Consider the following 17,604-nt stretch of genomic DNA (forward strand, 5'->3'; position numbering starts at 1 on the left):
CTACCCTTGACGAAATTGCTTACCGGTTAAGGCATCTCTGATTTCTGATGGATTCAAGCGACCACCCACTTGGCCGACAAGTACCGGTAATGAAGGGCCAAATTGCATTCTGACCTCTTCAACCGTACGACAAGGCTCTTGCCCACTTAAATTGGCACTGGTTGAAACCAACGGCTTACCATATTGCAAGCAAAGTTGCTGCACCAGTGGATGATTACTCACCCTGACTGCCAATGAATCAAAACTCCCCGTTAACCAGCGCGGTGTATTAGGATGGGCAGGGATGACCCAAGTTACCGGCCCTGGCCAACAGGAAAAAATAGTTGCTCGTTGCTCATCACTTAACATCGCATCATCTACATAAGGTTTTAGCTGCTCATAATTGGCAGCAATAAGGATCAAACCTTTCTGCCATGGGCGCTGCTTTAACACTAATAAGGCGTTTACTGCTTTTTCACTATCAGGGTCACAACCTAAACCAAAAACAGCCTCTGTCGGATAGGCGATAACCGCTTCTTGTTGTAATGCCAGTAACACGTCGGCAAAAACAATACTATTTTCTTGTCTACTCACGTTGTTATTACTCACTGACAACTGCCTTCCCACATAACTTGCTGGCGCAAAAACGTTTTACACCTTGTGCTGTTCTCTTTTCCATTAATAATGGATAGTGGCAATAAGCACACTCTCCGACAATGGGTTGCTGATTAATCGTAAACTGGCAATCAGGATAACGATTACAGGCGTGGAAAACCTTGCCAAACCTAGACTTACGCTGTAGCAACTTCCCTTGCCCACATTGCGGACAATCAATTGATGTCTCATCTGGTTTATCAATGACTTCGGTATGAACACATTGCGGATATTGGCTACAGCCAATAAACATGCCAAAGCGCCCTTGCCGCAACACCATCTCTGAACCACATTCAGGACAATGTTGCCCTTCCAGAACTTTCACGATATGACCATCAGATTGCGCTTTCAGCGGACGCATATATTGGCAGTCTGGATAATGTGAACAACCAAGGAATGGGCCATGACCGCCGCTGCGAATGACTAACGCCGATCCACATTCCGGACACGACCCATTATCCTTGGCTGTAACTGTTTTTGTCATAACGCCTTCTATATAAAGTTATTGGCCCGTGATACTACCACTTAGTGCAAATAACCTTCATTGACTTCAAAAAGTAACTCTTCCATCTGCTGATAAGCACTTTCATAACCCGGAATGTTAAATAGCACCATCAACACAACCCACTTGAGATCCTCCAGGTCAATCTCATTAGAATCCAACGCCATAATACGATCGATAACCATCTCACGGGTATCAAGGTGCAATACCTGAATTTGTTCAAGAAATAGGATAAAACCACGACAAGTGGCATCCAGACGTTGGGACTCTTCAGCAGTATAGATGCGCAATGCTTGCGGATCAGCAGCATAGAGATAAGGTGCTTTCTGCCCTTCTTGTAGGTCAGCCAGAGCCTCTAACCAGTTCAGGGCGTTGTTGATATCCTCACGATAGAAACCAGCTTCAGCAAGATCGTCGGTAATTTTGTCTTGATCAACAAGCATATCCGACTCGTTATGCATATAAGTTTCAAATAAGTAAATTAGAACGTCGAACATGGCCTGCCCTCCTTAATCGGACATAGCCGCCGGGTACAGCTGCGATCCACCCTGCTAACTCCAGCTCGAGCAATTTGCTAACGATATCTGGCACAGGTTGGCCGGCGCGTTCGGCGACGACATCAACGGGTGTCACCTCATCTCCTACGTTAGCCAACACATCGACAAATGGCAATTCAACTTGCCCCTCGGATGAAGAAATAATTACTTTCTCGGGTAATGGTATCCATTGTAATGACCCCCCCACCTGTTCAGCGACCTCACGGGGAGACCTTGCCAAATAAGCACCCTGCTGAATTAACCAATGAACACCGTCACTGGTTGTACTGCCCAATGGCCCCGGTAAGGCAAAAACATCTCGCCCTTGTTCCATAGCATAGCGGGCAGTAATTAAAGAGCCACTTTTCAGCGTTGCCTCAACAACTAAGACGGCAGAACTTAGCCCACTGATTATACGGTTTCTTCTGGGGAAATGAGCCGCGATAGGCAATGCTGTCGTCAAAAACTCAGAAACTAATACACCGCCTTGGGATTCAATTTCTCGAGCTAAATGGTTATGGCGACGTGGGTATATATTCTCCAAACCACTGCCCAAGACAGCAATCGTTCTTCCTTTCACATCCAAGGCTGCCCTATGGCATATCCCGTCAATCCCCATAGCCAAGCCGCTGGTGATGGCCAACCCCATCAGAGCCAGTTCTGAAGCAAAATGCCGTCCCCATTGCTCGCCATAATGGCTAAAGTGGCGACTTCCAACCATGGCAACCTGAGGGTGATAGAGAGCATCAAGCTCACCAGAGGCAAAAATCACGAGTGGCGCAGCTGAAATATGAATTAAGCGGGGTGGATAATCAGTTTCACCATAGGCTAGTAGATGGTGAGAGGGGGAATCCAACCATCTCAGTGTGGCCTCAATATCACCGGAGTCAGCTTGGAAGAATTGCTGACATTGTTGTGAATCTAATCCATAGGCCGCTAACCTCCCAGGATGGATATCACCACGGGCAAGCAGCCGCTTGACCAATGCACGGCATTTTATTGTGCCTAGCCCCTTGACTTTGCTCATCCTGAGCCATATTTCTGCCGCTAGCATATCGCCTCCCTGGCTTACTTTCTAAGCTGACACCGATTTGTTCAATTGGTAGCCGATGCTGTCAATCAGGGCAGGAAATGTCTACAATAGAGATTGAATATCATTCACTACTCGGACGCAGATCTAGATATTTATGTCAGTATTACAAGTATTACATTACCCAGATGAGCGGCTGCGCAAAATTGCTGCGCCGGTAAAAGAAGTCAATGGTGAAATCCAGCGTATCGTGGACGACATGTTCGAAACCATGTATGCAGAGGAAGGCATTGGTCTTGCTGCAACCCAAGTGGATGTTCACCTGCAAATTATCGTCATTGATGTTTCGGAAAATCGTGACCAACGTCTGGTGTTAATTAACCCAGAACTGTTGGAAAAAAGCGGTGAAACCGGCATTGAAGAAGGTTGCCTGTCAATTCCTGAACAACGTGCATTAGTTCCGCGGGCTGAAAAAGTAAAAATCAGAGCACTGGATCGGGACGGTAAACCGTTCGAACTGGAAGCTGATGATTTATTAGCAATTTGTATCCAGCATGAAATGGATCACTTGGTTGGTAAACTGTTTGTCGACTATCTGTCACCGCTGAAACGTCAGCGTATCCGCCAAAAGCTGGAGAAAATGGCCAAGTTGAATGCTCGTGCCAACTAACCCCTTCTAATGCAGGAAACCAATGTGTCTGATTCTTTGCGGATTATTTTTGCCGGAACTCCTGACTTTGCAGCGCGCCACTTAGGCGCGTTGTTGTCTTCTCAACATCAGATTGTGGGAGTTTTCACTCAACCTGATCGCCCAGCGGGCCGAGGCAATAAGCTAACACCAAGCCCGGTTAAAGTACTTGCAGAACAACAGGGTATTCCCGTTTTTCAGCCAAAATCCTTACGACCGGAAGAAAACCAACATTTAGTTGCTGATCTGAAGGCCGATATTATGGTTGTGGTTGCCTATGGCTTGATTCTGCCGGCCTCAGTATTGGCAATGCCTCGACTAGGCTGCATTAATGTTCATGGTTCTCTGTTACCGCGCTGGCGTGGTGCTGCACCGATCCAACGTTCATTATGGGCTGGTGATGCAAAAACCGGTGTCACCATCATGCAGATGGATGTTGGGTTAGATACCGGTGATATGCTGCATAAAATTGAGTGTGACATTCAGCCACAAGATACCAGTGCGACACTGTACGATAAATTGGCGCAACTTGGTCCTCAGGGCTTATTGGTCACACTGCAACAGTTAGCTGAAGGCCGCGCCCAACCTGAAGTACAAGATGAAGCGCAAGTTACCTATGCAGAAAAACTCAGTAAAGAGGAGGCCAAATTAGATTGGTCACTTTCTGCTGTTCAGTTAGAACGTTGTATTCGTGCCTTTAATCCTTGGCCAGTCAGCTATTTTGTCGTTGATGAACAACCGGTCAAAGTCTGGCAAGCGCAAGTACTTGCTGCGGTTGATAATGTGGCACCAGGAACCATCATCCATGCGGATAAACATGGCATTCAAGTGGCCACGGCTAAGGGTGTTTTGAATATTACCCAACTGCAACCCGCCGGGAAAAAAGCCATGTCAGCGGCAGACTTATTAAATTCACGACGTGAATGGTTTACACCGGGTAGCCAACTAGCATAATAGCTCAGGTCTAACGGATAGATTTCATCGCCCGATACTTCATCATCGGGCCACTTTCCCTTTATTTGCTGACGTTTGTCGGCTTTTTTGGTTATGAAAAACACATACAATCTCCGCAGCATCGCTGCTAAAGCAATTAGCCAGGTATTGGATCAGGGGCAATCGCTCAGTACTGTTCTGCCTGGGCTACATAAAAGTATTTCCGACAAAGATCGCGCATTGCTGCAGGAGTTGTGTTTTGGCACTTTGCGTGTCCTGCCGCAACTTGAGTGGTGTATCCAGCAGTTAATGGCGCGCCCGATGACCGGAAAACAACGTGTATTCCATTATCTGATTATGGTTGGGCTTTATCAGCTGATATACACACGCATTCCTCCGCATGCAGCTTTGGCCGAAACGGTTGAAGGCGCTACTGCACTGAAACGCCCACAATTGAAAGGGTTAATCAACGGAGTACTGCGCCAGTTCCAGCGCCAACAAGTTGAGTTACTGGAACGAGCAGCAAATAACGATAGCCGCTATCTACATCCAAGCTGGTTATTAGCACGGATTAAACAGACTTATCCTGCTCAATGGCAGCAGATTTTGGATGCGAATAACCAGAAACCACCAATGTGGCTACGGGTAAGTCGGTTACACCATTCGCGCAATGAATATCTAGATCTGTTAAAGCAAGCCAACATTGATGCCCTACCACATGACGTTTACCCCGATGCAGTTCGTCTTATCACACCTTGCGCCGTTAGTGATCTCCCCGGCTTTGAACTTGGCTGGGTAACAGTGCAAGATGCGTCGGCACAAGGTTGTGTTGATCTGCTTGATCCACAAAATGGCGAGCAGATCCTTGATCTCTGCGCAGCCCCTGGCGGCAAAACAACTCATATCCTGGAAGCTGCGCCAAAGACCCACGTATTGGCAGTTGATATTGATGAGCAGCGCCTGAACCGGGTTAAAGAAAATTTACAGCGCCTGAAATTAAATGCCGTTGTACGAGTCGGTGATGGGCGGACCCCAGATACATGGTGCGGCGATCAACAGTTTGATCGGATACTATTAGATGCGCCATGCTCCGCAACCGGCGTCATTCGTCGACACCCTGATATCAAATGGCTGCGTCGTGACAGCGATATTGCCGAGTTGGCCAAACTACAATCTGAGATAATAGAAGCTATCTGGCCTAAACTGAAAAAAGGTGGCGTAATGGTTTATGCTACCTGCTCTATATTGCCCGAAGAGAATCAGCAGCAGATTACAGCTTTCCTGCAACGGCATGATGAAGCTGAGTTGGTTGAAACCGGCACGGCCTCAGCACCAGGTAGACAAAATCTGCCACACCCTGAGGATGGCGATGGTTTCTTCTATGCGAAGTTGATCAAAAGATAGTCGTGGCTTTACTGCCTCAAAACCTAATTTCAGTGTGAAACAGAGAACGCTATGAAAATAATTATTCTTGGGGCGGGGCAAGTTGGCGGAACCCTTGCAGAAAATCTGGTGGGCGAGAACAACGACATTACCGTGGTTGATGTCGACTCAGGCCGGTTGCGTCAGCTGCAAGATAAATTTGACCTACGAGTGGTTCAAGGGCACGGTTCACATCCTCGAGTTTTGCGGGAAGCTGGAGCAGAAGATGCAGATATGTTGGTTGCAGTAACGAATTCCGACGAAACCAATATGATCGCCTGCCAAATTGCTTACTCACTCTTTAATACCCCAAATCGCATTGCGCGTATCCGTTCAGCTGAATATATCCGTGAGGCAGATAAGCTTTTTCTACCGGAAGCCGTACCCATTGACCATTTAATCTCGCCAGAACAGCTAGTTATCGATTACATCTATAAATTAATCGAATATCCTGGGGCTTTGCAAGTGGTCAACTTTGCCGAGGGTAAAGTGAGCATTGCCGCGGTCAAAGCCTATTATGGCGGGCCATTAGTCGGCAATGCATTATCATCTTTGCGCGAACATATGCCGCACATTGATACCCGTGTAGCCGCAATATTCCGTCAAGACAGGCCGATTCGTCCGCAAGGCTCAACGATCATAGAAGCAGGCGATGAAGTCTTTTTTGTTGCCGCTTCACAGCATATCCGAGCCGTGATGAGTGAATTGCAGCGCCTGGAAAAACCCTATAAGCGCATTATGATTGTCGGCGGTGGTAATGTCGGCGCGGGTTTAGCTCTGCGATTAGAAAAAGATTACAGTGTAAAATTGATTGAGCGCGACCAGCAGCGCGCCGCTGAATTAGCTGAAATGTTACATGACACCATCGTATTTTATGGCGATGCATCAGACCAGGAATTACTAGCAGAAGAGCATATTGAGCAGGTTGATGTCTTTATTGCCATTACCAATGACGATGAAGCAAATATTATGTCGGCTATGCTGGCAAAACGCATGGGTGCGAAAAAAGCGATGGTATTAATCCAGCGCAGCGCCTATGTCGATCTGGTTCAGGGAAGTGTTATTGATATTGTTATTTCACCACAGCAAGCCACTATTTCTGCCTTATTAGGTCATGTACGTAAAGCTGATATTGTTAGTGTTTCCTCATTGAGACGTGGTGTGGCAGAAGCAATAGAAGCCATTGCTCACGGCGATGAAAGCACATCAAAAGTTGTCGGTCGAATGGTAGAAGATATCAAGCTACCGCCTGGTACAACGATTGGAGCCATTGTTCGGGGTGACGAAGTTATCATTGCTAATGGTAATTCAATCATTAAGCAGGGCGATCATGTGGTGATGTTTATTACCCACAAGAAATTTGTTCCTGATGTGGAGCGTTTGTTCCAACCAAGCCCATTCTTCTTGTAATCAATAGCGATTAAATTAACTGACCTAAGTTATCAATTAAAACTATTCCCATGGGGAATAGGAAAAATTCGCCTATAATTCTGGTTGTATCGAGTTTTATTTAGCTAAGATTAAGTAGTTCATTTTTAAATGGAGTATTGGTTATGAGTTTTATGAAGGAATTTCGTGAGTTTGCCATGCGTGGCAACGTTGTCGACTTAGCGGTCGGGGTTATTATTGGTGCTGCATTCGGTAGAATTGTTTCCTCACTCGTCGCCGATATCATCATGCCACCATTAGGCTTATTACTCGGTGGAGTCGATTTCAAACAATTTCATTTTATATTACGAGCAGCCGAAGGAACTATACCTGCGGTTGTCATGAATTACGGTACATTTATTCAGAGCATTTTTGATTTTGTTATTGTGGCCCTCGCGATTTTCTCTGCCGTTAAACTGATGAACAAACTACGCCGTGAAAAAGCAGAAGAAACCGCAGCACCACCGGCACCAACAGCAGAAGAAACCTTATTAGCAGAAATCCGTGATTTACTAAAAGCACAGCAATCAAAATAATTTCGATCTGGTAGAACGTTAAAAGCCATCAAACAGATGGCTTTTTATTAAGCTAAAATCAGAAGGCCAGTGGTAAAGAATCGCTTAATTGCTTACCACTGGCCTCCCAGTCACCTCCTTTTGCATGTTTTTCTTTTCGCTGATAACTCCCTTTGCCTTTAATATTCTTCTCAATACGCTGTCTGAAAAGTGGGTCATGAAGTAGAGCTTCTAGCGCGTTGTCTTTAATTTTCCCTTTGGTATGTCGATACGTCGTCATAATATTGCCTCACTAATGAAGTATTGATTAAAAATCCCACGAATAATACTGCTTGTCTGAACTGATTAAAACTACTTACCTAAAAAATTTAGTCTTTGGCTAATTCCTCCGTCGCCCCCTGCTCCAAAGCTTCTAAAATAGAGCAATAGGTCGTGGCATGCGTGCTCCCACAACAGGCATCACTCAGCCGTTTCAATGAATCACGCATCTTTTTTAGCTCAGTAATCTTGCTTTCTACATCATGCAAACGAGAGTCTACAATTGCCTTTGACTCCTGGCAGGTATGATGTTCAGGATCGACACGGATCGATAATAATTCAGCGATAGTTTCTAATGTAAAACCCAACTGTTTTGCATAACGGATAAACCTTAAACGCTGCAAATCTTGTTCGCTATAAAGCCTATAGCCTCCCTCTGTTCGCTCGCCATGATCCATAATTCCTTGTTTTTCATAATAGCGAATAGTGTCTGGCGTAACATCCGCGAGCTTTGCGAGTTGCCCAATTTTTAACATTTAGTCACTCTCTTTAGACAGCTTATCTGCCAATTTATGTTGATACTCTTTGCGTAGAAAATCAGTGCTAAGCCCCGCTTGCTTCAATCTCAATTCCAACAGAGCAAGACGCTTATCCAAATTGGCATAATCATCATGCTGTTTATCTAGTTGTGAGAGCAAATCCACGATAGTGAGTGCCTCCTGCCTATCCTGCAACTCAGGAGGAAGATAGCCTGCATTCTTCAACAATCTATAGCTGACTCTCACATCAACGGGAATAAAGCTATCATCATCAAGCAGCAATGGCTTGCCATTTCCCGGTAAATTATCGAGTTCGCCTTTCTCTTGAGCCTTAGTAATATGCCTTTCAGCCCATTCATCAATGAGTCCCATATCGTTCCCTAGAGGTCTGAACCCACAAGATCGAATAATAGTTAAGATTAATGGATTAGAAGATAAATAATAAGGGGATAAAGGAAAGATACGGAGGGTGGAAATTCATGTTACTGAGTTATGGACGTAAAAAAACCGGGCAAGCCCGGTTTTTTTACGCGTTTACAGATTACTCTGCAGCAACTACTTCTGCTTGCGATGCAGCACGATCAACTAACTCGATGTAAGCCATCGGTGCGTTGTCGCCTGCACGGAAGCCACACTTCAGAATGCGAGTGTAACCACCGGCGCGGCTCGCGAAACGCGGGCCTAGCTCGTTAAACAGTTTTGCCACGATCTCGTTATCACGAGTACGGGCGAATGCCAGACGACGATTAGCTACGCTGTCGGTCTTGGCAAGAGTAATCAGCGGCTCAACAACGCGACGCAGCTCTTTCGCTTTCGGCAGGGTCGTCTTGATTATCTCATGACGAACCAAAGAGCCGGCCATGTTACGGAACATAGCCTGGCGATGGCTGCTGTTACGGTTCAGTTGACGACCACTCTTACGATGGCGCATGACCTTATCCTTCTCAGTAAAACCTTAACCTGTGATCCGGTTACTCGTTGTCAGCAATGCTAGCCGGTGGCCAATTTTCTAGGCGCATGCCTAAAGAAAGACCACGTGATGCGAGCACGTCTTTAATCTCAGTAAGAGATTTTTTACCCAAGTTCGGCGTTTTCAACAGCTCAACTTCGGTACGCTGTACCAGATCACCGATGTAGTGGATAGCTTCTGCCTTGAGGCAGTTAGCAGAGCGGACAGTCAATTCCAGATCGTCAACAGGGCGCAGCAGGATCGGATCAAACTCTGGCTTCTCTTCTTTAACTTCCGGCTGACGTACATCACGTAGGTCAACGAAAGCTTCAAGCTGTTCAGCCAAGATAGTTGCCGCACGGCGGATCGCCTCTTCAGGATCGATCGTACCATTGGTTTCCATCTCGATAACCAACTTGTCCAGGTCGGTACGCTGTTCTACACGCGCTGCTTCAACATTGTAGGCAATACGCTCTACAGGGCTATAGCATGCGTCTACTAACAGACGACCAATCGGGCGCTCATCTTCTTCCGAATGAATTCGGGCAGAAGCCGGCACATAACCACGACCACGTTGAACTTTGATACGCATACTAATAGATGCGTTTTCATCGGTCAGGTGGCAGATAACGTGCTGCGGCTTGACGATTTCGACATCACCATCATGGGTGATATCGGCTGCAGTCACAGGGCCAATGCCAGACTTATTCAGGGTAAGAATAACTTCATCTTTACCCTGAACTCTCACCGCCAGCCCTTTCAGGTTGAGCAGGATCTCCAGGATATCTTCCTGTACGCCTTCTTTGGTGCTGTACTCATGCAGTACACCATCAATCTCAACCTCGGTCACCGCGCAACCCGGCATAGATGAAAGCAGAATACGGCGCAGTGCGTTGCCGAGAGTATGGCCAAAGCCACGCTCTAACGGCTCAAGGGTCACCTTGGCGTGCGTCGAACTGACTTGCTCGATATCTACCAGGCGCGGTTTTAGAAACTCTGTCACAGAACCCTGCATTGTGTCCTCTCTTTGGTACTAAGCTTTACTTGGAGTAAAGCTCGACGATCAGGTGTTCGTTAATGTCCGCAGACAGATCAGTACGTTCAGGAATACGTTTGAACACACCTTCCATCTTAACAGCATCAACTTCCAGCCAAGTCGGCTTTTCACGCTGCTCAGCCAGCTCCAAAGCTGCCTTAACACGAGACTGCTTTTTAGCTTTCTCACGGATGCTGACTACGTCATTCGGAGATACCTGATAAGAAGCGATGTTAACAACGCGACCATTTACCATGATAGCTTTATGACTAACCAGCTGACGTGATTCAGCACGAGTTGCGCCAAAGCCCATACGGTAAACTACGTTATCCAGACGGCCTTCCAGCAATTGCAACAGGTTTGCACCAGTGTTGCCTTTCAGACGTGCCGCTTCTTTATAGTAGTTACGGAATTGACGTTCTAGAACACCATAGATACGGCGAACTTTTTGCTTTTCACGTAACTGCACACCGTAGTCAGACAGACGCGGTTTACGCGCACCGTGCTGGCCAGGTGGTTGTTCAATCTTACACTTGGTGTCAATCGCGCGAACGCCAGACTTAAGGAACAGGTCTGTGCCCTCACGACGGCTCAGCTTGAGCTTAGGACCCAAATATCTTGCCATTTTCTCTCTCCAACAAACCTAAAAGCAGCGTTATACGCGGCGCTTTTTCGGCGGACGACAACCGTTATGAGGGATCGGAGTCACATCAGTAATATTAGTGATGCGGAAACCAGCCGCGTTTAACGCACGGATAGTAGACTCACGGCCCGGACCAGGTCCTTTAACCATAACTTCCAGATTCTTGATACCGTATTCTTTCACTGCGTCAGCGCAGCGCTCTGCTGCAACTTGCGCTGCAAACGGAGTAGACTTACGAGATCCACGGAAACCGGAACCACCTGCTGTTGCCCAACCCAATGCGTTACCTTGACGATCTGTAATGGTAACGATGGTGTTGTTGAAAGAAGCATGGATATGAGCCACACCGTCAGAGACTGTCTTTCTTACACGCTTGCGTGCACGAATAGGTGCCTTTGCCATTATTCAATCACCCCGATTATTTCTTGATCGGTTTACGCGGACCCTTACGGGTACGTGCGTTGGTCTTAGTACGCTGACCGCGAACTGGTAGACCACGACGATGACGCAAACCACGATAAGTCCCAAGGTCCATCAGACGCTTGATGCTCAGGGTCACCTCACGACGCAGATCACCTTCTACAACGTACTTGGCAACTTCGTCACGCAGCTTCTCGATTTGCTCTTCAGACAGCTCACTGATCTTAACATTTTCAGCAATACCCGCAGCAACACAGATAGCCTGTGAGCGAGTCTTACCGATGCCGTAGATCGCAGTCAAAGCGATAACGGTATGTTTCTGATCAGGAATGTTAATGCCTGCTATACGGGCCACTATGCACTCCTACTATTTTATACAGCAATACCATTCTGAAAAGCCCGTTTTCAGGATACTCAAATAGCATTGCAGTCACATACAAAAGATTGGCTGGCTAATCTAGCCAGCTCAACCCAACTTTGCAAGAAAAATATGCAAGATAATCAGCCTTGACGCTGTTTATGCTTTGGTTCGGCACTGCAGATTACGCGAACGACACCGTTACGCTTAACAATTTTGCAGTTACGACATAATTTCTTGACGGAAGCACGAACTTTCATTTTTACTCTCCGTAACTTCTCAAACATCCCTGAATTAGCGGTTATAGCCTTTCAGGTTTGCTTTCTTCAATGCAGACTCGTATTGACTTGACATCATCAGAGTTTGCACTTGAGCCATAAAGTCCATGATGACCACCACTACAATAAGTAGGGAGGTACCACCAAAGTAAAATGGTACTTTCATCGCGTCACGCATGAACTCCGGGATCAGGCAGATGAAAGTAATATACATCGCACCAATTAAGGTTAGACGCGTCATTACTTTATCGATGTACTTCGCCGTTTGCTCTCCCGGACGAATTCCTGGCACGAATGCACCGGACTTCTTCAGGTTATCTGCTGTTTCACGCGGGTTAAACACCAACGCCGTGTAGAAGAAACAGAAGAAGATGATTGCAGACGCATAGAGTAACACATAAAGCGGCTGTCCCGGCTGCAAATACATCGAAATAGTCGTCAGCCAGTTCCAACCTGTCCCACCCCCAAACCATGATGCAATCGTGGCAGGGAATAGAATTATGCTGGAAGCGAAGATTGCTGGGATTACCCCGGCCATATTCACTTTCAACGGTAAGTGTGTGCTCTGTGCTGCATAAACACGACGACCTTGTTGACGTTTAGCATAGTTAACGACGATACGACGCTGACCACGTTCAATGAAAACAACGAAGAAGGTTACTGCAAACACTAATACTGCAACCAACAGCAACAGGAGGAAGTGCAGGTCGCCTTGCCGAGCTTGCTCGATGGTATGGGCTATTGCAGGTGGAAGACCCGCAACAATACCAGCAAAGATTATGATTGAGATACCGTTACCGATACCACGCTCAGTAATCTGTTCGCCAAGCCACATCAGGAACATAGTCCCGGTGACCAAGCTAACAACAGCGGTAAAATAGAAGGCAAAGCCTGGATTGATTACCAGACCTTGCATCCCAGGCATATTCGGTAGACCGGTAGCAATACCAATCGACTGGAATATCGCCAGTACCAACGTGCCATAGCGGGTATACTGACTAATCTTACGACGGCCAGCTTCCCCTTCTTTCTTTATTTCTGCCAGCGCTGGATGAACCACCGTTAACAGTTGGATAATAATGGATGCCGAAATATACGGCATGATACCCAAGGCAAAGATAGAAGCACGACTGAGAGCACCACCAGAGAACATGTTAAACATTTCAATGATGGTCCCTCTCTGCTGCTCGAGCAATTTAGCAAGCACAGTGGCATCGATACCAGGAATCGGAATAAAAGAGCCGATACGGAAAACAATAAGCGCACCGATAACAAACAAAAGTCTGCGCTTCAGTTCGCCTAATCCGCCTTTAGCACTTTGAAAATCTAATCCTGGTTGCTTAGCCATCTGCTACTTATTCCTCAATTTTACCGCCAGCAGCTTCGATAGCAGCACGAGCGCCTTTGGTGACACGCAGACCACGAAGAGTTACCGCACGAGTGATTTCGCCTGAAAGCATAACTTTCGCGAACTCAATCTGGGTACCAACAACGTTAGCGGCTTTCAGCGTGTTCAGGTCGATTACGTCGCCTTCCACTAAAGCCAGTTCAGACAGACGAACTTCTGCCGTGATCATAGCTTTGCGAGAGGTGAAGCCGAATTTCGGCAAACGACGATATAAAGGCATCTGACCACCTTCAAAACCACGACGTACGCCACCACCAGAACGTGAGTTCTGACCTTTGTGACCACGACCAGCAGTTTTACCCAGGCCAGAACCGATACCACGACCTACACGCTTCGGCGCATGCTTGGCACCATCAGCCGGAGACAGAGTATTTAAACGCATCTGTTACTCCTCAACTTTAACCATGTAGGAAACCAAGTTGACCATACCACGTACAGCAGGAGTATCCTCACGCTCTACAGTATGACCAATACGACGCAGACCTAAACCGATCAGGGTTGCCTTATGTTTTGGCAAACGACCGATACTGCTTTTTGTTTGAGTTACTTTAATAGTCTTTGCCATGGTTATTTCCCTAGAATTTCTTCGACGGATTTACCACGCTTAGCAGCGACCATTTCTGGGGATTTCATATCTTCTAAAGCAGCGATAGTTGCACGAACCACGTTGATCGGGTTAGTAGAACCATATGCTTTAGCTAATACGTTATGAACCCCTGCAACTTCCAAGACGGCGCGCATTGCACCACCGGCGATAATACCGGTACCTTCAGAAGCTGGTTGCATGAATACACGGGAACCTGTGTGAGCACCTTTTACTGGGTGCTGCAGAGTGCCGTTATTCAAAGCAACATTAATCATAGCGCGACGGGCTTTTTCCATCGCTTTCTGGATCGCTGCCGGAACTTCGCGTGCTTTGCCGTAGCCAAAACCAACGCGACCGTTACCATCACCAACTACTGTCAGTGCGGTAAAGCTGAAAATACGGCCACCTTTTACGGTTTTAGATACGCGGTTTACCGCGATCAGCTTTTCCTGCAGTTCGCCAGCTTGTTTTTCGATGTGAGACATCTTACACCTCTACCTTAGAACTGAAGGCCAGCTTCACGGGCAGCATCTGCCAGTGCCTGGACTCGACCATGATATTGGAAACCGGAACGGTCAAAGGATACTTTCGTGATCCCTTTTTCCAATGCGCGCTCAGCAATAGTTTTGCCTACAGCTGCTGCGGCATCTTTGTTGCCGGCGTACTTCAATTGCTCATTGATAGCTTTTTCTACAGTAGAAGCTGCTACCAAAATTTCAGAACCGTTTGGTGCTATAACCTGCGCGTAAATATGGCGTGGGGTACGATGTACCACCAGGCGAGTCGCACCCAGTTCTTTGAGCTTGCGGCGTGCGCGGGTCGCACGACGGATACGAGCTGCTTTCTTATCCATAGTGTTACCTTACTTCTTCTTAGCCTCTTTGGTACGCACGACTTCGTCGGCGTAACGGACACCCTTGCCTTTATAAGGCTCAGGACGACGGTAGGCACGTAAATCTGCTGCAACCTGACCAATCACCTGCTTATCAGCGCCTTTCAGCACGATTTCAGTTTGAGTTGGGCATTCAGCAGTGATGCCAGCCGGCAATTCATGGTCAACTGGATGAGAGAAGCCTAAAGCTAAATTCACCACGTTGCCTTTAACTGCGGCACGGTAACCTACACCTACCAATTGAAGCTTCTTAGTGAAGCCTTCGGTAACACCAACGACCATTGCATTAAGCAGTGCACGAGTGGTACCCGCTTGGGCCCAACCGTCTACAGCGCCTTCGCGTGGAGCGAAAGTCAGTGTATTTTCTTCTTGCTTAACTTCAACAGCGCTATGGACGGTACGAGTCAGCTCGCCGTTCTTACCCTTTATCGAAATAACCTGACCGTTGAGTTTTACCTCTACGCCGGCAGGAATGACGACGGGTGCTTTTGCAACACGAGACATTCTTTCCTCCCGAATTAAGCTACGTAGCAGATAATCTCGCCACCAAGACCAGCTTGGCGAGCTGCACGATCGGTCATAACACCTTTAGAGGTAGAAATAACAGCGATACCCAAACCGGCCATAACTTTTGGCAGCTCATCTTTTTTCTTATAGATGCGCAGACCTGGACGGCTGATACGTTGAATGCTTTCTACCACTGCCTTGCCCTGGAAATACTTAAGTGCTAATTCCAGTACAGGCTTGGTGTCGCCTTCGACTTTAAAATCTTCAATAAAACCTTCTTCCTTCAGAACGTTGGCAATTGCCACTTTCAGCTTGGAGGAAGGCATGGTGACCGCAACTTTGTTTGCGGCTTGACCGTTACGGATACGGGTCAGCATATCCGCGATCGGATCTTGCATGCTCATCTGTCTTTACTCCCGTGATTCAATTGGTGACAATTACCAGCTAGCCTTTTTAAGGCCCGGGATTTCACCGCGCATTGCGGTTTCACGGACTTTAATACGGCTCAACCCGAACTTCCGCAGGAAACCATGCGGACGACCAGTTTGGTTGCAGCGGTTACGCTGACGGGACGGGCTGGAATCACGCGGCAGAGACTGCAGCTTCAGAACAGCATTCCAACGATCTTCGTCGGATGAGTTCACACCAGAGATAATAGCTTTTAATTCCTCGCGTTGAGCGCGGTATTTGTTAGCTAGTTTCACGCGAACGACTTCGCGTGCTTTCATTGATTGCTTAGCCATCAGTAACCCTACCTTACTTGCGGAATGGGAATTTAAAAGCAGCCAATAATGCACGGCCTTCATCATCGGATTTCGCAGTAGTGGTAATGGTAATATCCAAACCACGTACACGATCGACTTTATCGTAGTCGATTTCCGGGAAGATGATCTGCTCGCGCACACCCATGCTGTAGTTACCACGACCATCGAATGACTTAGCGGACAAGCCACGGAAGTCACGGATACGAGGTACAGCAATGGAAATCAGACGCTCAAGGAATTCCCACATGCGTTCGCCACGCAGGGTCACTTTACAGCCGATCGGATAGCCCTGACGGATTTTGAAGCCTGCAACAGATTTGCGTGCTTTGGTGATAAACGGCTTTTGACCGGAGATTGCTGCCAAGTCAGCTGCTGCATTGTCCAGCAGTTTCTTGTCAGCGATCGCTTCACCAACACCCATGTTCAGGGTGATCTTCTCGACCCGAGGGACTTGCATGACAGAGTTGTAGCCAAACTGAGACATCAGTTGTTTGACCACCTCGTCTTTGTAGTAATCATGCAGTTTCGCCATCGTATTACTCCAAATTACTTGATAGTTTCGCTATTAGATTTAAAGAAACGGACTTTTTTGCCGTCTTCGAATCTAAAGCCTACACGGTCAGCCTTACCGGTTGTCGCGTTGAACAGCGCAATGTTGGAAACTTGAATTGCAGCTTCTTTTTCAACAATGCCACCTGGTTGGTTCAGGGCCGGAACCGGCTTCTGATGTTTTTTAACCAGGTTGATACCTTCAACAATGACCTTACCAGCAGACAGGACATTCTTTACTTTACCGCGCTTACCTTTGTCTTTCCCGGTTAGCACGATAACTTCGTCATCACGACGGATTTTCGCTGCCATGGTTCGCTCCTTAGAGTACTTCTGGTGCCAGAGAGATAATTTTCATGAACTTCTCATTACGCAGTTCACGAGTTACCGGCCCAAAAATACGCGTGCCGATTGGCTGCTCGCTGTTATTATTTAAAATAACACAAGCGTTACCATCGAAGCGAATGACAGAACCGTCCGGGCGACGTACACCCTTCTTGGTGCGCACCACTACCGCCTTCAGAACATCGCCTTTCTTCACCTTGCCACGAGGAATTGCTTCCTTGATGGTGATCTTGATGATGTCGCCGATGCCTGCGTAGCGACGGTGCGAGCCACCTAGAACCTTGATACACATTACGCGACGTGCACCGGAGTTGTCGGCCACGTTCAGCATAGTCTGTTCTTGGATCATGTTAGTGCTCCGCTAATGTCAACTACTACTTTAGGA

General features: G+C 47.2%; 29 protein-coding genes. 5 read left to right on the top strand and 24 right to left on the bottom strand.

Annotated features, from left to right (window positions below):
* The 4 genes from tsaC to dprA are packed head-to-tail and all read right to left on the bottom strand — an operon-like array spanning position 1 to position 2,725.
* Positions 1-573, bottom strand: a complete 573-nt coding sequence (gene tsaC, locus DJ58_RS10640) for an L-threonylcarbamoyladenylate synthase type 1 TsaC (protein WP_032913310.1) — start codon at positions 571-573, stop codon at positions 1-3.
* Between the two features lie 7 nt (positions 574-580).
* The gene (locus DJ58_RS10635; protein WP_032911068.1) at positions 581-1,117 is read right to left on the bottom strand and encodes a DNA topoisomerase family protein; all 537 of its coding nucleotides are present in this window, start codon (positions 1,115-1,117) and stop codon (positions 581-583) included.
* A gap of 41 nt (positions 1,118-1,158) precedes the next feature.
* Positions 1,159-1,632: a DUF494 family protein gene (locus tag DJ58_RS10630; protein WP_032911069.1), complete on the bottom strand. Its 474-nt coding sequence runs from the start codon at positions 1,630-1,632 to the stop codon at positions 1,159-1,161.
* Positions 1,604-2,725 (bottom strand): DNA-protecting protein DprA, encoded by a 1,122-nt coding sequence (gene dprA / locus DJ58_RS10625; RefSeq protein ID WP_004709215.1) that lies wholly within the window; start codon positions 2,723-2,725, stop codon positions 1,604-1,606. The genes DJ58_RS10630 and dprA overlap by 29 nt, the downstream gene beginning before the upstream one ends.
* Positions 2,726-2,858: 133 nt before the next feature.
* On the opposite strand from dprA, the gene def reads away from it, so the two are divergent.
* From def to mscL, 5 genes are all read left to right on the top strand, one after another.
* Entirely contained in the window at positions 2,859-3,371 is a 513-nt protein-coding gene (def, locus tag DJ58_RS10620; RefSeq protein ID WP_004709217.1) for a peptide deformylase, read from the top strand.
* 24 nt (positions 3,372-3,395) lie between these two features.
* Complete coding sequence (gene fmt, locus DJ58_RS10615) at positions 3,396-4,343, top strand: methionyl-tRNA formyltransferase (RefSeq protein ID WP_032911070.1); 948 nt, start codon at positions 3,396-3,398, stop codon at positions 4,341-4,343.
* A 93-nt stretch (positions 4,344-4,436) separates the two neighbouring features.
* Positions 4,437-5,726, top strand: coding sequence for a 16S rRNA (cytosine(967)-C(5))-methyltransferase RsmB (gene rsmB, locus DJ58_RS10610; protein ID WP_004709222.1), 1,290 nt, complete (start codon positions 4,437-4,439; stop codon positions 5,724-5,726).
* Between the two features lie 51 nt (positions 5,727-5,777).
* Complete coding sequence (gene trkA / locus DJ58_RS10605) at positions 5,778-7,154, top strand: Trk system potassium transporter TrkA (RefSeq protein ID WP_004709224.1); 1,377 nt, start codon at positions 5,778-5,780, stop codon at positions 7,152-7,154.
* 143 nt (positions 7,155-7,297) lie between these two features.
* Entirely contained in the window at positions 7,298-7,708 is a 411-nt protein-coding gene (gene mscL, locus DJ58_RS10600) for a large-conductance mechanosensitive channel protein MscL (RefSeq protein ID WP_004709225.1), read from the top strand.
* Positions 7,709-7,766: 58 nt separating this feature from the next.
* On the opposite strand, the gene DJ58_RS10595 is transcribed toward mscL, so the two are convergent.
* The 20 genes from DJ58_RS10595 to rplN all read right to left on the bottom strand — a co-directional run bounded on the left by DJ58_RS10595 (position 7,767) and on the right by rplN (position 17,568).
* Positions 7,767-7,967, bottom strand: a complete 201-nt coding sequence (locus DJ58_RS10595) for an alternative ribosome-rescue factor A (RefSeq protein WP_004709227.1) — start codon at positions 7,965-7,967, stop codon at positions 7,767-7,769.
* An 88-nt stretch (positions 7,968-8,055) separates the two neighbouring features.
* The gene (zntR, locus tag DJ58_RS10590; protein WP_004709229.1) at positions 8,056-8,481 is read right to left on the bottom strand and encodes a Zn(2+)-responsive transcriptional regulator; all 426 of its coding nucleotides are present in this window, start codon (positions 8,479-8,481) and stop codon (positions 8,056-8,058) included.
* Positions 8,482-8,856, bottom strand: a complete 375-nt coding sequence (locus DJ58_RS10585; protein ID WP_004709230.1) for a DnaJ family domain-containing protein — start codon at positions 8,854-8,856, stop codon at positions 8,482-8,484.
* A 169-nt stretch (positions 8,857-9,025) separates the two neighbouring features.
* Positions 9,026-9,415 (bottom strand): 50S ribosomal protein L17, encoded by a 390-nt coding sequence (gene rplQ / locus DJ58_RS10580; RefSeq protein WP_004391407.1) that lies wholly within the window; start codon positions 9,413-9,415, stop codon positions 9,026-9,028.
* Between the two features lie 40 nt (positions 9,416-9,455).
* Positions 9,456-10,448, bottom strand: coding sequence for a DNA-directed RNA polymerase subunit alpha (locus DJ58_RS10575; protein ID WP_004709232.1), 993 nt, complete (start codon positions 10,446-10,448; stop codon positions 9,456-9,458).
* A gap of 25 nt (positions 10,449-10,473) precedes the next feature.
* On the bottom strand, positions 10,474-11,094 hold the full coding sequence (gene rpsD / locus DJ58_RS10570) for a 30S ribosomal protein S4 (RefSeq protein WP_002218949.1): 621 nt from the start codon (positions 11,092-11,094) through the stop codon (positions 10,474-10,476).
* A gap of 30 nt (positions 11,095-11,124) precedes the next feature.
* The gene (gene rpsK, locus DJ58_RS10565) at positions 11,125-11,514 is read right to left on the bottom strand and encodes a 30S ribosomal protein S11 (RefSeq protein ID WP_004709234.1); all 390 of its coding nucleotides are present in this window, start codon (positions 11,512-11,514) and stop codon (positions 11,125-11,127) included.
* Positions 11,515-11,530: 16 nt separating this feature from the next.
* Positions 11,531-11,887: a 30S ribosomal protein S13 gene (gene rpsM / locus DJ58_RS10560; protein ID WP_004702348.1), complete on the bottom strand. Its 357-nt coding sequence runs from the start codon at positions 11,885-11,887 to the stop codon at positions 11,531-11,533.
* Between the two features lie 146 nt (positions 11,888-12,033).
* Positions 12,034-12,150 carry a 50S ribosomal protein L36 gene (gene rpmJ / locus DJ58_RS10555; protein WP_002227352.1) on the bottom strand — a complete coding sequence of 39 codons (117 nt, stop codon included), beginning with the start codon at positions 12,148-12,150 and terminating at the stop codon, positions 12,034-12,036.
* Positions 12,151-12,184: 34 nt separating this feature from the next.
* Complete coding sequence (gene secY / locus DJ58_RS10550) at positions 12,185-13,516, bottom strand: preprotein translocase subunit SecY (protein ID WP_002213344.1); 1,332 nt, start codon at positions 13,514-13,516, stop codon at positions 12,185-12,187.
* A gap of 7 nt (positions 13,517-13,523) precedes the next feature.
* Positions 13,524-13,958: a 50S ribosomal protein L15 gene (gene rplO, locus DJ58_RS10545; RefSeq protein ID WP_004709236.1), complete on the bottom strand. Its 435-nt coding sequence runs from the start codon at positions 13,956-13,958 to the stop codon at positions 13,524-13,526.
* A 3-nt stretch (positions 13,959-13,961) separates the two neighbouring features.
* On the bottom strand, positions 13,962-14,141 hold the full coding sequence (rpmD, locus tag DJ58_RS10540) for a 50S ribosomal protein L30 (protein WP_002213339.1): 180 nt from the start codon (positions 14,139-14,141) through the stop codon (positions 13,962-13,964).
* 2 nt (positions 14,142-14,143) lie between these two features.
* Positions 14,144-14,647 (bottom strand): 30S ribosomal protein S5, encoded by a 504-nt coding sequence (rpsE, locus tag DJ58_RS10535; protein ID WP_002213337.1) that lies wholly within the window; start codon positions 14,645-14,647, stop codon positions 14,144-14,146.
* Between the two features lie 14 nt (positions 14,648-14,661).
* Positions 14,662-15,015: a 50S ribosomal protein L18 gene (gene rplR / locus DJ58_RS10530; protein WP_002213336.1), complete on the bottom strand. Its 354-nt coding sequence runs from the start codon at positions 15,013-15,015 to the stop codon at positions 14,662-14,664.
* 9 nt (positions 15,016-15,024) lie between these two features.
* On the bottom strand, positions 15,025-15,558 hold the full coding sequence (rplF, locus tag DJ58_RS10525; RefSeq protein ID WP_004391415.1) for a 50S ribosomal protein L6: 534 nt from the start codon (positions 15,556-15,558) through the stop codon (positions 15,025-15,027).
* Between the two features lie 14 nt (positions 15,559-15,572).
* The gene (gene rpsH, locus DJ58_RS10520; protein ID WP_004709239.1) at positions 15,573-15,965 is read right to left on the bottom strand and encodes a 30S ribosomal protein S8; all 393 of its coding nucleotides are present in this window, start codon (positions 15,963-15,965) and stop codon (positions 15,573-15,575) included.
* A 33-nt stretch (positions 15,966-15,998) separates the two neighbouring features.
* Positions 15,999-16,304, bottom strand: a complete 306-nt coding sequence (gene rpsN / locus DJ58_RS10515) for a 30S ribosomal protein S14 (RefSeq protein ID WP_004391418.1) — start codon at positions 16,302-16,304, stop codon at positions 15,999-16,001.
* A 13-nt stretch (positions 16,305-16,317) separates the two neighbouring features.
* Positions 16,318-16,857: a 50S ribosomal protein L5 gene (gene rplE, locus DJ58_RS10510; protein WP_004709241.1), complete on the bottom strand. Its 540-nt coding sequence runs from the start codon at positions 16,855-16,857 to the stop codon at positions 16,318-16,320.
* A gap of 14 nt (positions 16,858-16,871) precedes the next feature.
* Complete coding sequence (gene rplX, locus DJ58_RS10505) at positions 16,872-17,186, bottom strand: 50S ribosomal protein L24 (RefSeq protein WP_004709242.1); 315 nt, start codon at positions 17,184-17,186, stop codon at positions 16,872-16,874.
* Between the two features lie 10 nt (positions 17,187-17,196).
* Positions 17,197-17,568 carry a 50S ribosomal protein L14 gene (gene rplN / locus DJ58_RS10500; RefSeq protein ID WP_002213325.1) on the bottom strand — a complete coding sequence of 124 codons (372 nt, stop codon included), beginning with the start codon at positions 17,566-17,568 and terminating at the stop codon, positions 17,197-17,199.
* Between the last annotated feature and the right edge of the window lie 36 nt (positions 17,569-17,604).

Source organism: Yersinia frederiksenii ATCC 33641 (genome assembly GCF_000754805.1).
GTDB classification, from domain to species: Bacteria; Pseudomonadota; Gammaproteobacteria; order Enterobacterales; family Enterobacteriaceae; genus Yersinia; species Yersinia frederiksenii.

Excerpts from the sequence above, each read along its gene's own strand:
- DJ58_RS10635 (WP_032911068.1), bottom strand. The coding sequence starts at position 1,117 with ATGACAAAAACAGTTACAGCCAAGGATAATGGGTCGTGTCCGGAATGT.
- DJ58_RS10630 (WP_032911069.1), bottom strand. The coding sequence starts at position 1,632 with ATGTTCGACGTTCTAATTTACTTATTTGAAACTTATATGCATAACGAG.
- dprA (WP_004709215.1), bottom strand. The coding sequence starts at position 2,725 with ATGCTAGCGGCAGAAATATGGCTCAGGATGAGCAAAGTCAAGGGGCTA.
- def (WP_004709217.1), top strand. The coding sequence starts at position 2,859 with ATGTCAGTATTACAAGTATTACATTACCCAGATGAGCGGCTGCGCAAA.
- rsmB (WP_004709222.1), top strand. The coding sequence starts at position 4,437 with ATGAAAAACACATACAATCTCCGCAGCATCGCTGCTAAAGCAATTAGC.
- trkA (WP_004709224.1), top strand. The coding sequence starts at position 5,778 with ATGAAAATAATTATTCTTGGGGCGGGGCAAGTTGGCGGAACCCTTGCA.
- mscL (WP_004709225.1), top strand. The coding sequence starts at position 7,298 with ATGAGTTTTATGAAGGAATTTCGTGAGTTTGCCATGCGTGGCAACGTT.
- DJ58_RS10595 (WP_004709227.1), bottom strand. The coding sequence starts at position 7,967 with ATGACGACGTATCGACATACCAAAGGGAAAATTAAAGACAACGCGCTA.
- zntR (WP_004709229.1), bottom strand. The coding sequence starts at position 8,481 with ATGTTAAAAATTGGGCAACTCGCAAAGCTCGCGGATGTTACGCCAGAC.
- DJ58_RS10585 (WP_004709230.1), bottom strand. The coding sequence starts at position 8,856 with ATGGGACTCATTGATGAATGGGCTGAAAGGCATATTACTAAGGCTCAA.
- rplQ (WP_004391407.1), bottom strand. The coding sequence starts at position 9,415 with ATGCGCCATCGTAAGAGTGGTCGTCAACTGAACCGTAACAGCAGCCAT.
- DJ58_RS10575 (WP_004709232.1), bottom strand. The coding sequence starts at position 10,448 with ATGCAGGGTTCTGTGACAGAGTTTCTAAAACCGCGCCTGGTAGATATC.
- rpsD (WP_002218949.1), bottom strand. The coding sequence starts at position 11,094 with ATGGCAAGATATTTGGGTCCTAAGCTCAAGCTGAGCCGTCGTGAGGGC.
- rpsK (WP_004709234.1), bottom strand. The coding sequence starts at position 11,514 with ATGGCAAAGGCACCTATTCGTGCACGCAAGCGTGTAAGAAAGACAGTC.
- rpmJ (WP_002227352.1), bottom strand. The coding sequence starts at position 12,150 with ATGAAAGTTCGTGCTTCCGTCAAGAAATTATGTCGTAACTGCAAAATT.
- secY (WP_002213344.1), bottom strand. The coding sequence starts at position 13,516 with ATGGCTAAGCAACCAGGATTAGATTTTCAAAGTGCTAAAGGCGGATTA.
- rplO (WP_004709236.1), bottom strand. The coding sequence starts at position 13,958 with ATGCGTTTAAATACTCTGTCTCCGGCTGATGGTGCCAAGCATGCGCCG.
- rpmD (WP_002213339.1), bottom strand. The coding sequence starts at position 14,141 with ATGGCAAAGACTATTAAAGTAACTCAAACAAAAAGCAGTATCGGTCGT.
- rpsE (WP_002213337.1), bottom strand. The coding sequence starts at position 14,647 with ATGTCTCACATCGAAAAACAAGCTGGCGAACTGCAGGAAAAGCTGATC.
- rplR (WP_002213336.1), bottom strand. The coding sequence starts at position 15,015 with ATGGATAAGAAAGCAGCTCGTATCCGTCGTGCGACCCGCGCACGCCGC.
- rplF (WP_004391415.1), bottom strand. The coding sequence starts at position 15,558 with ATGTCTCGTGTTGCAAAAGCACCCGTCGTCATTCCTGCCGGCGTAGAG.
- rpsH (WP_004709239.1), bottom strand. The coding sequence starts at position 15,965 with ATGAGCATGCAAGATCCGATCGCGGATATGCTGACCCGTATCCGTAAC.
- rpsN (WP_004391418.1), bottom strand. The coding sequence starts at position 16,304 with ATGGCTAAGCAATCAATGAAAGCACGCGAAGTCGTTCGCGTGAAACTA.
- rplE (WP_004709241.1), bottom strand. The coding sequence starts at position 16,857 with ATGGCGAAACTGCATGATTACTACAAAGACGAGGTGGTCAAACAACTG.
- rplX (WP_004709242.1), bottom strand. The coding sequence starts at position 17,186 with ATGGCAGCGAAAATCCGTCGTGATGACGAAGTTATCGTGCTAACCGGG.
- rplN (WP_002213325.1), bottom strand. The coding sequence starts at position 17,568 with ATGATCCAAGAACAGACTATGCTGAACGTGGCCGACAACTCCGGTGCA.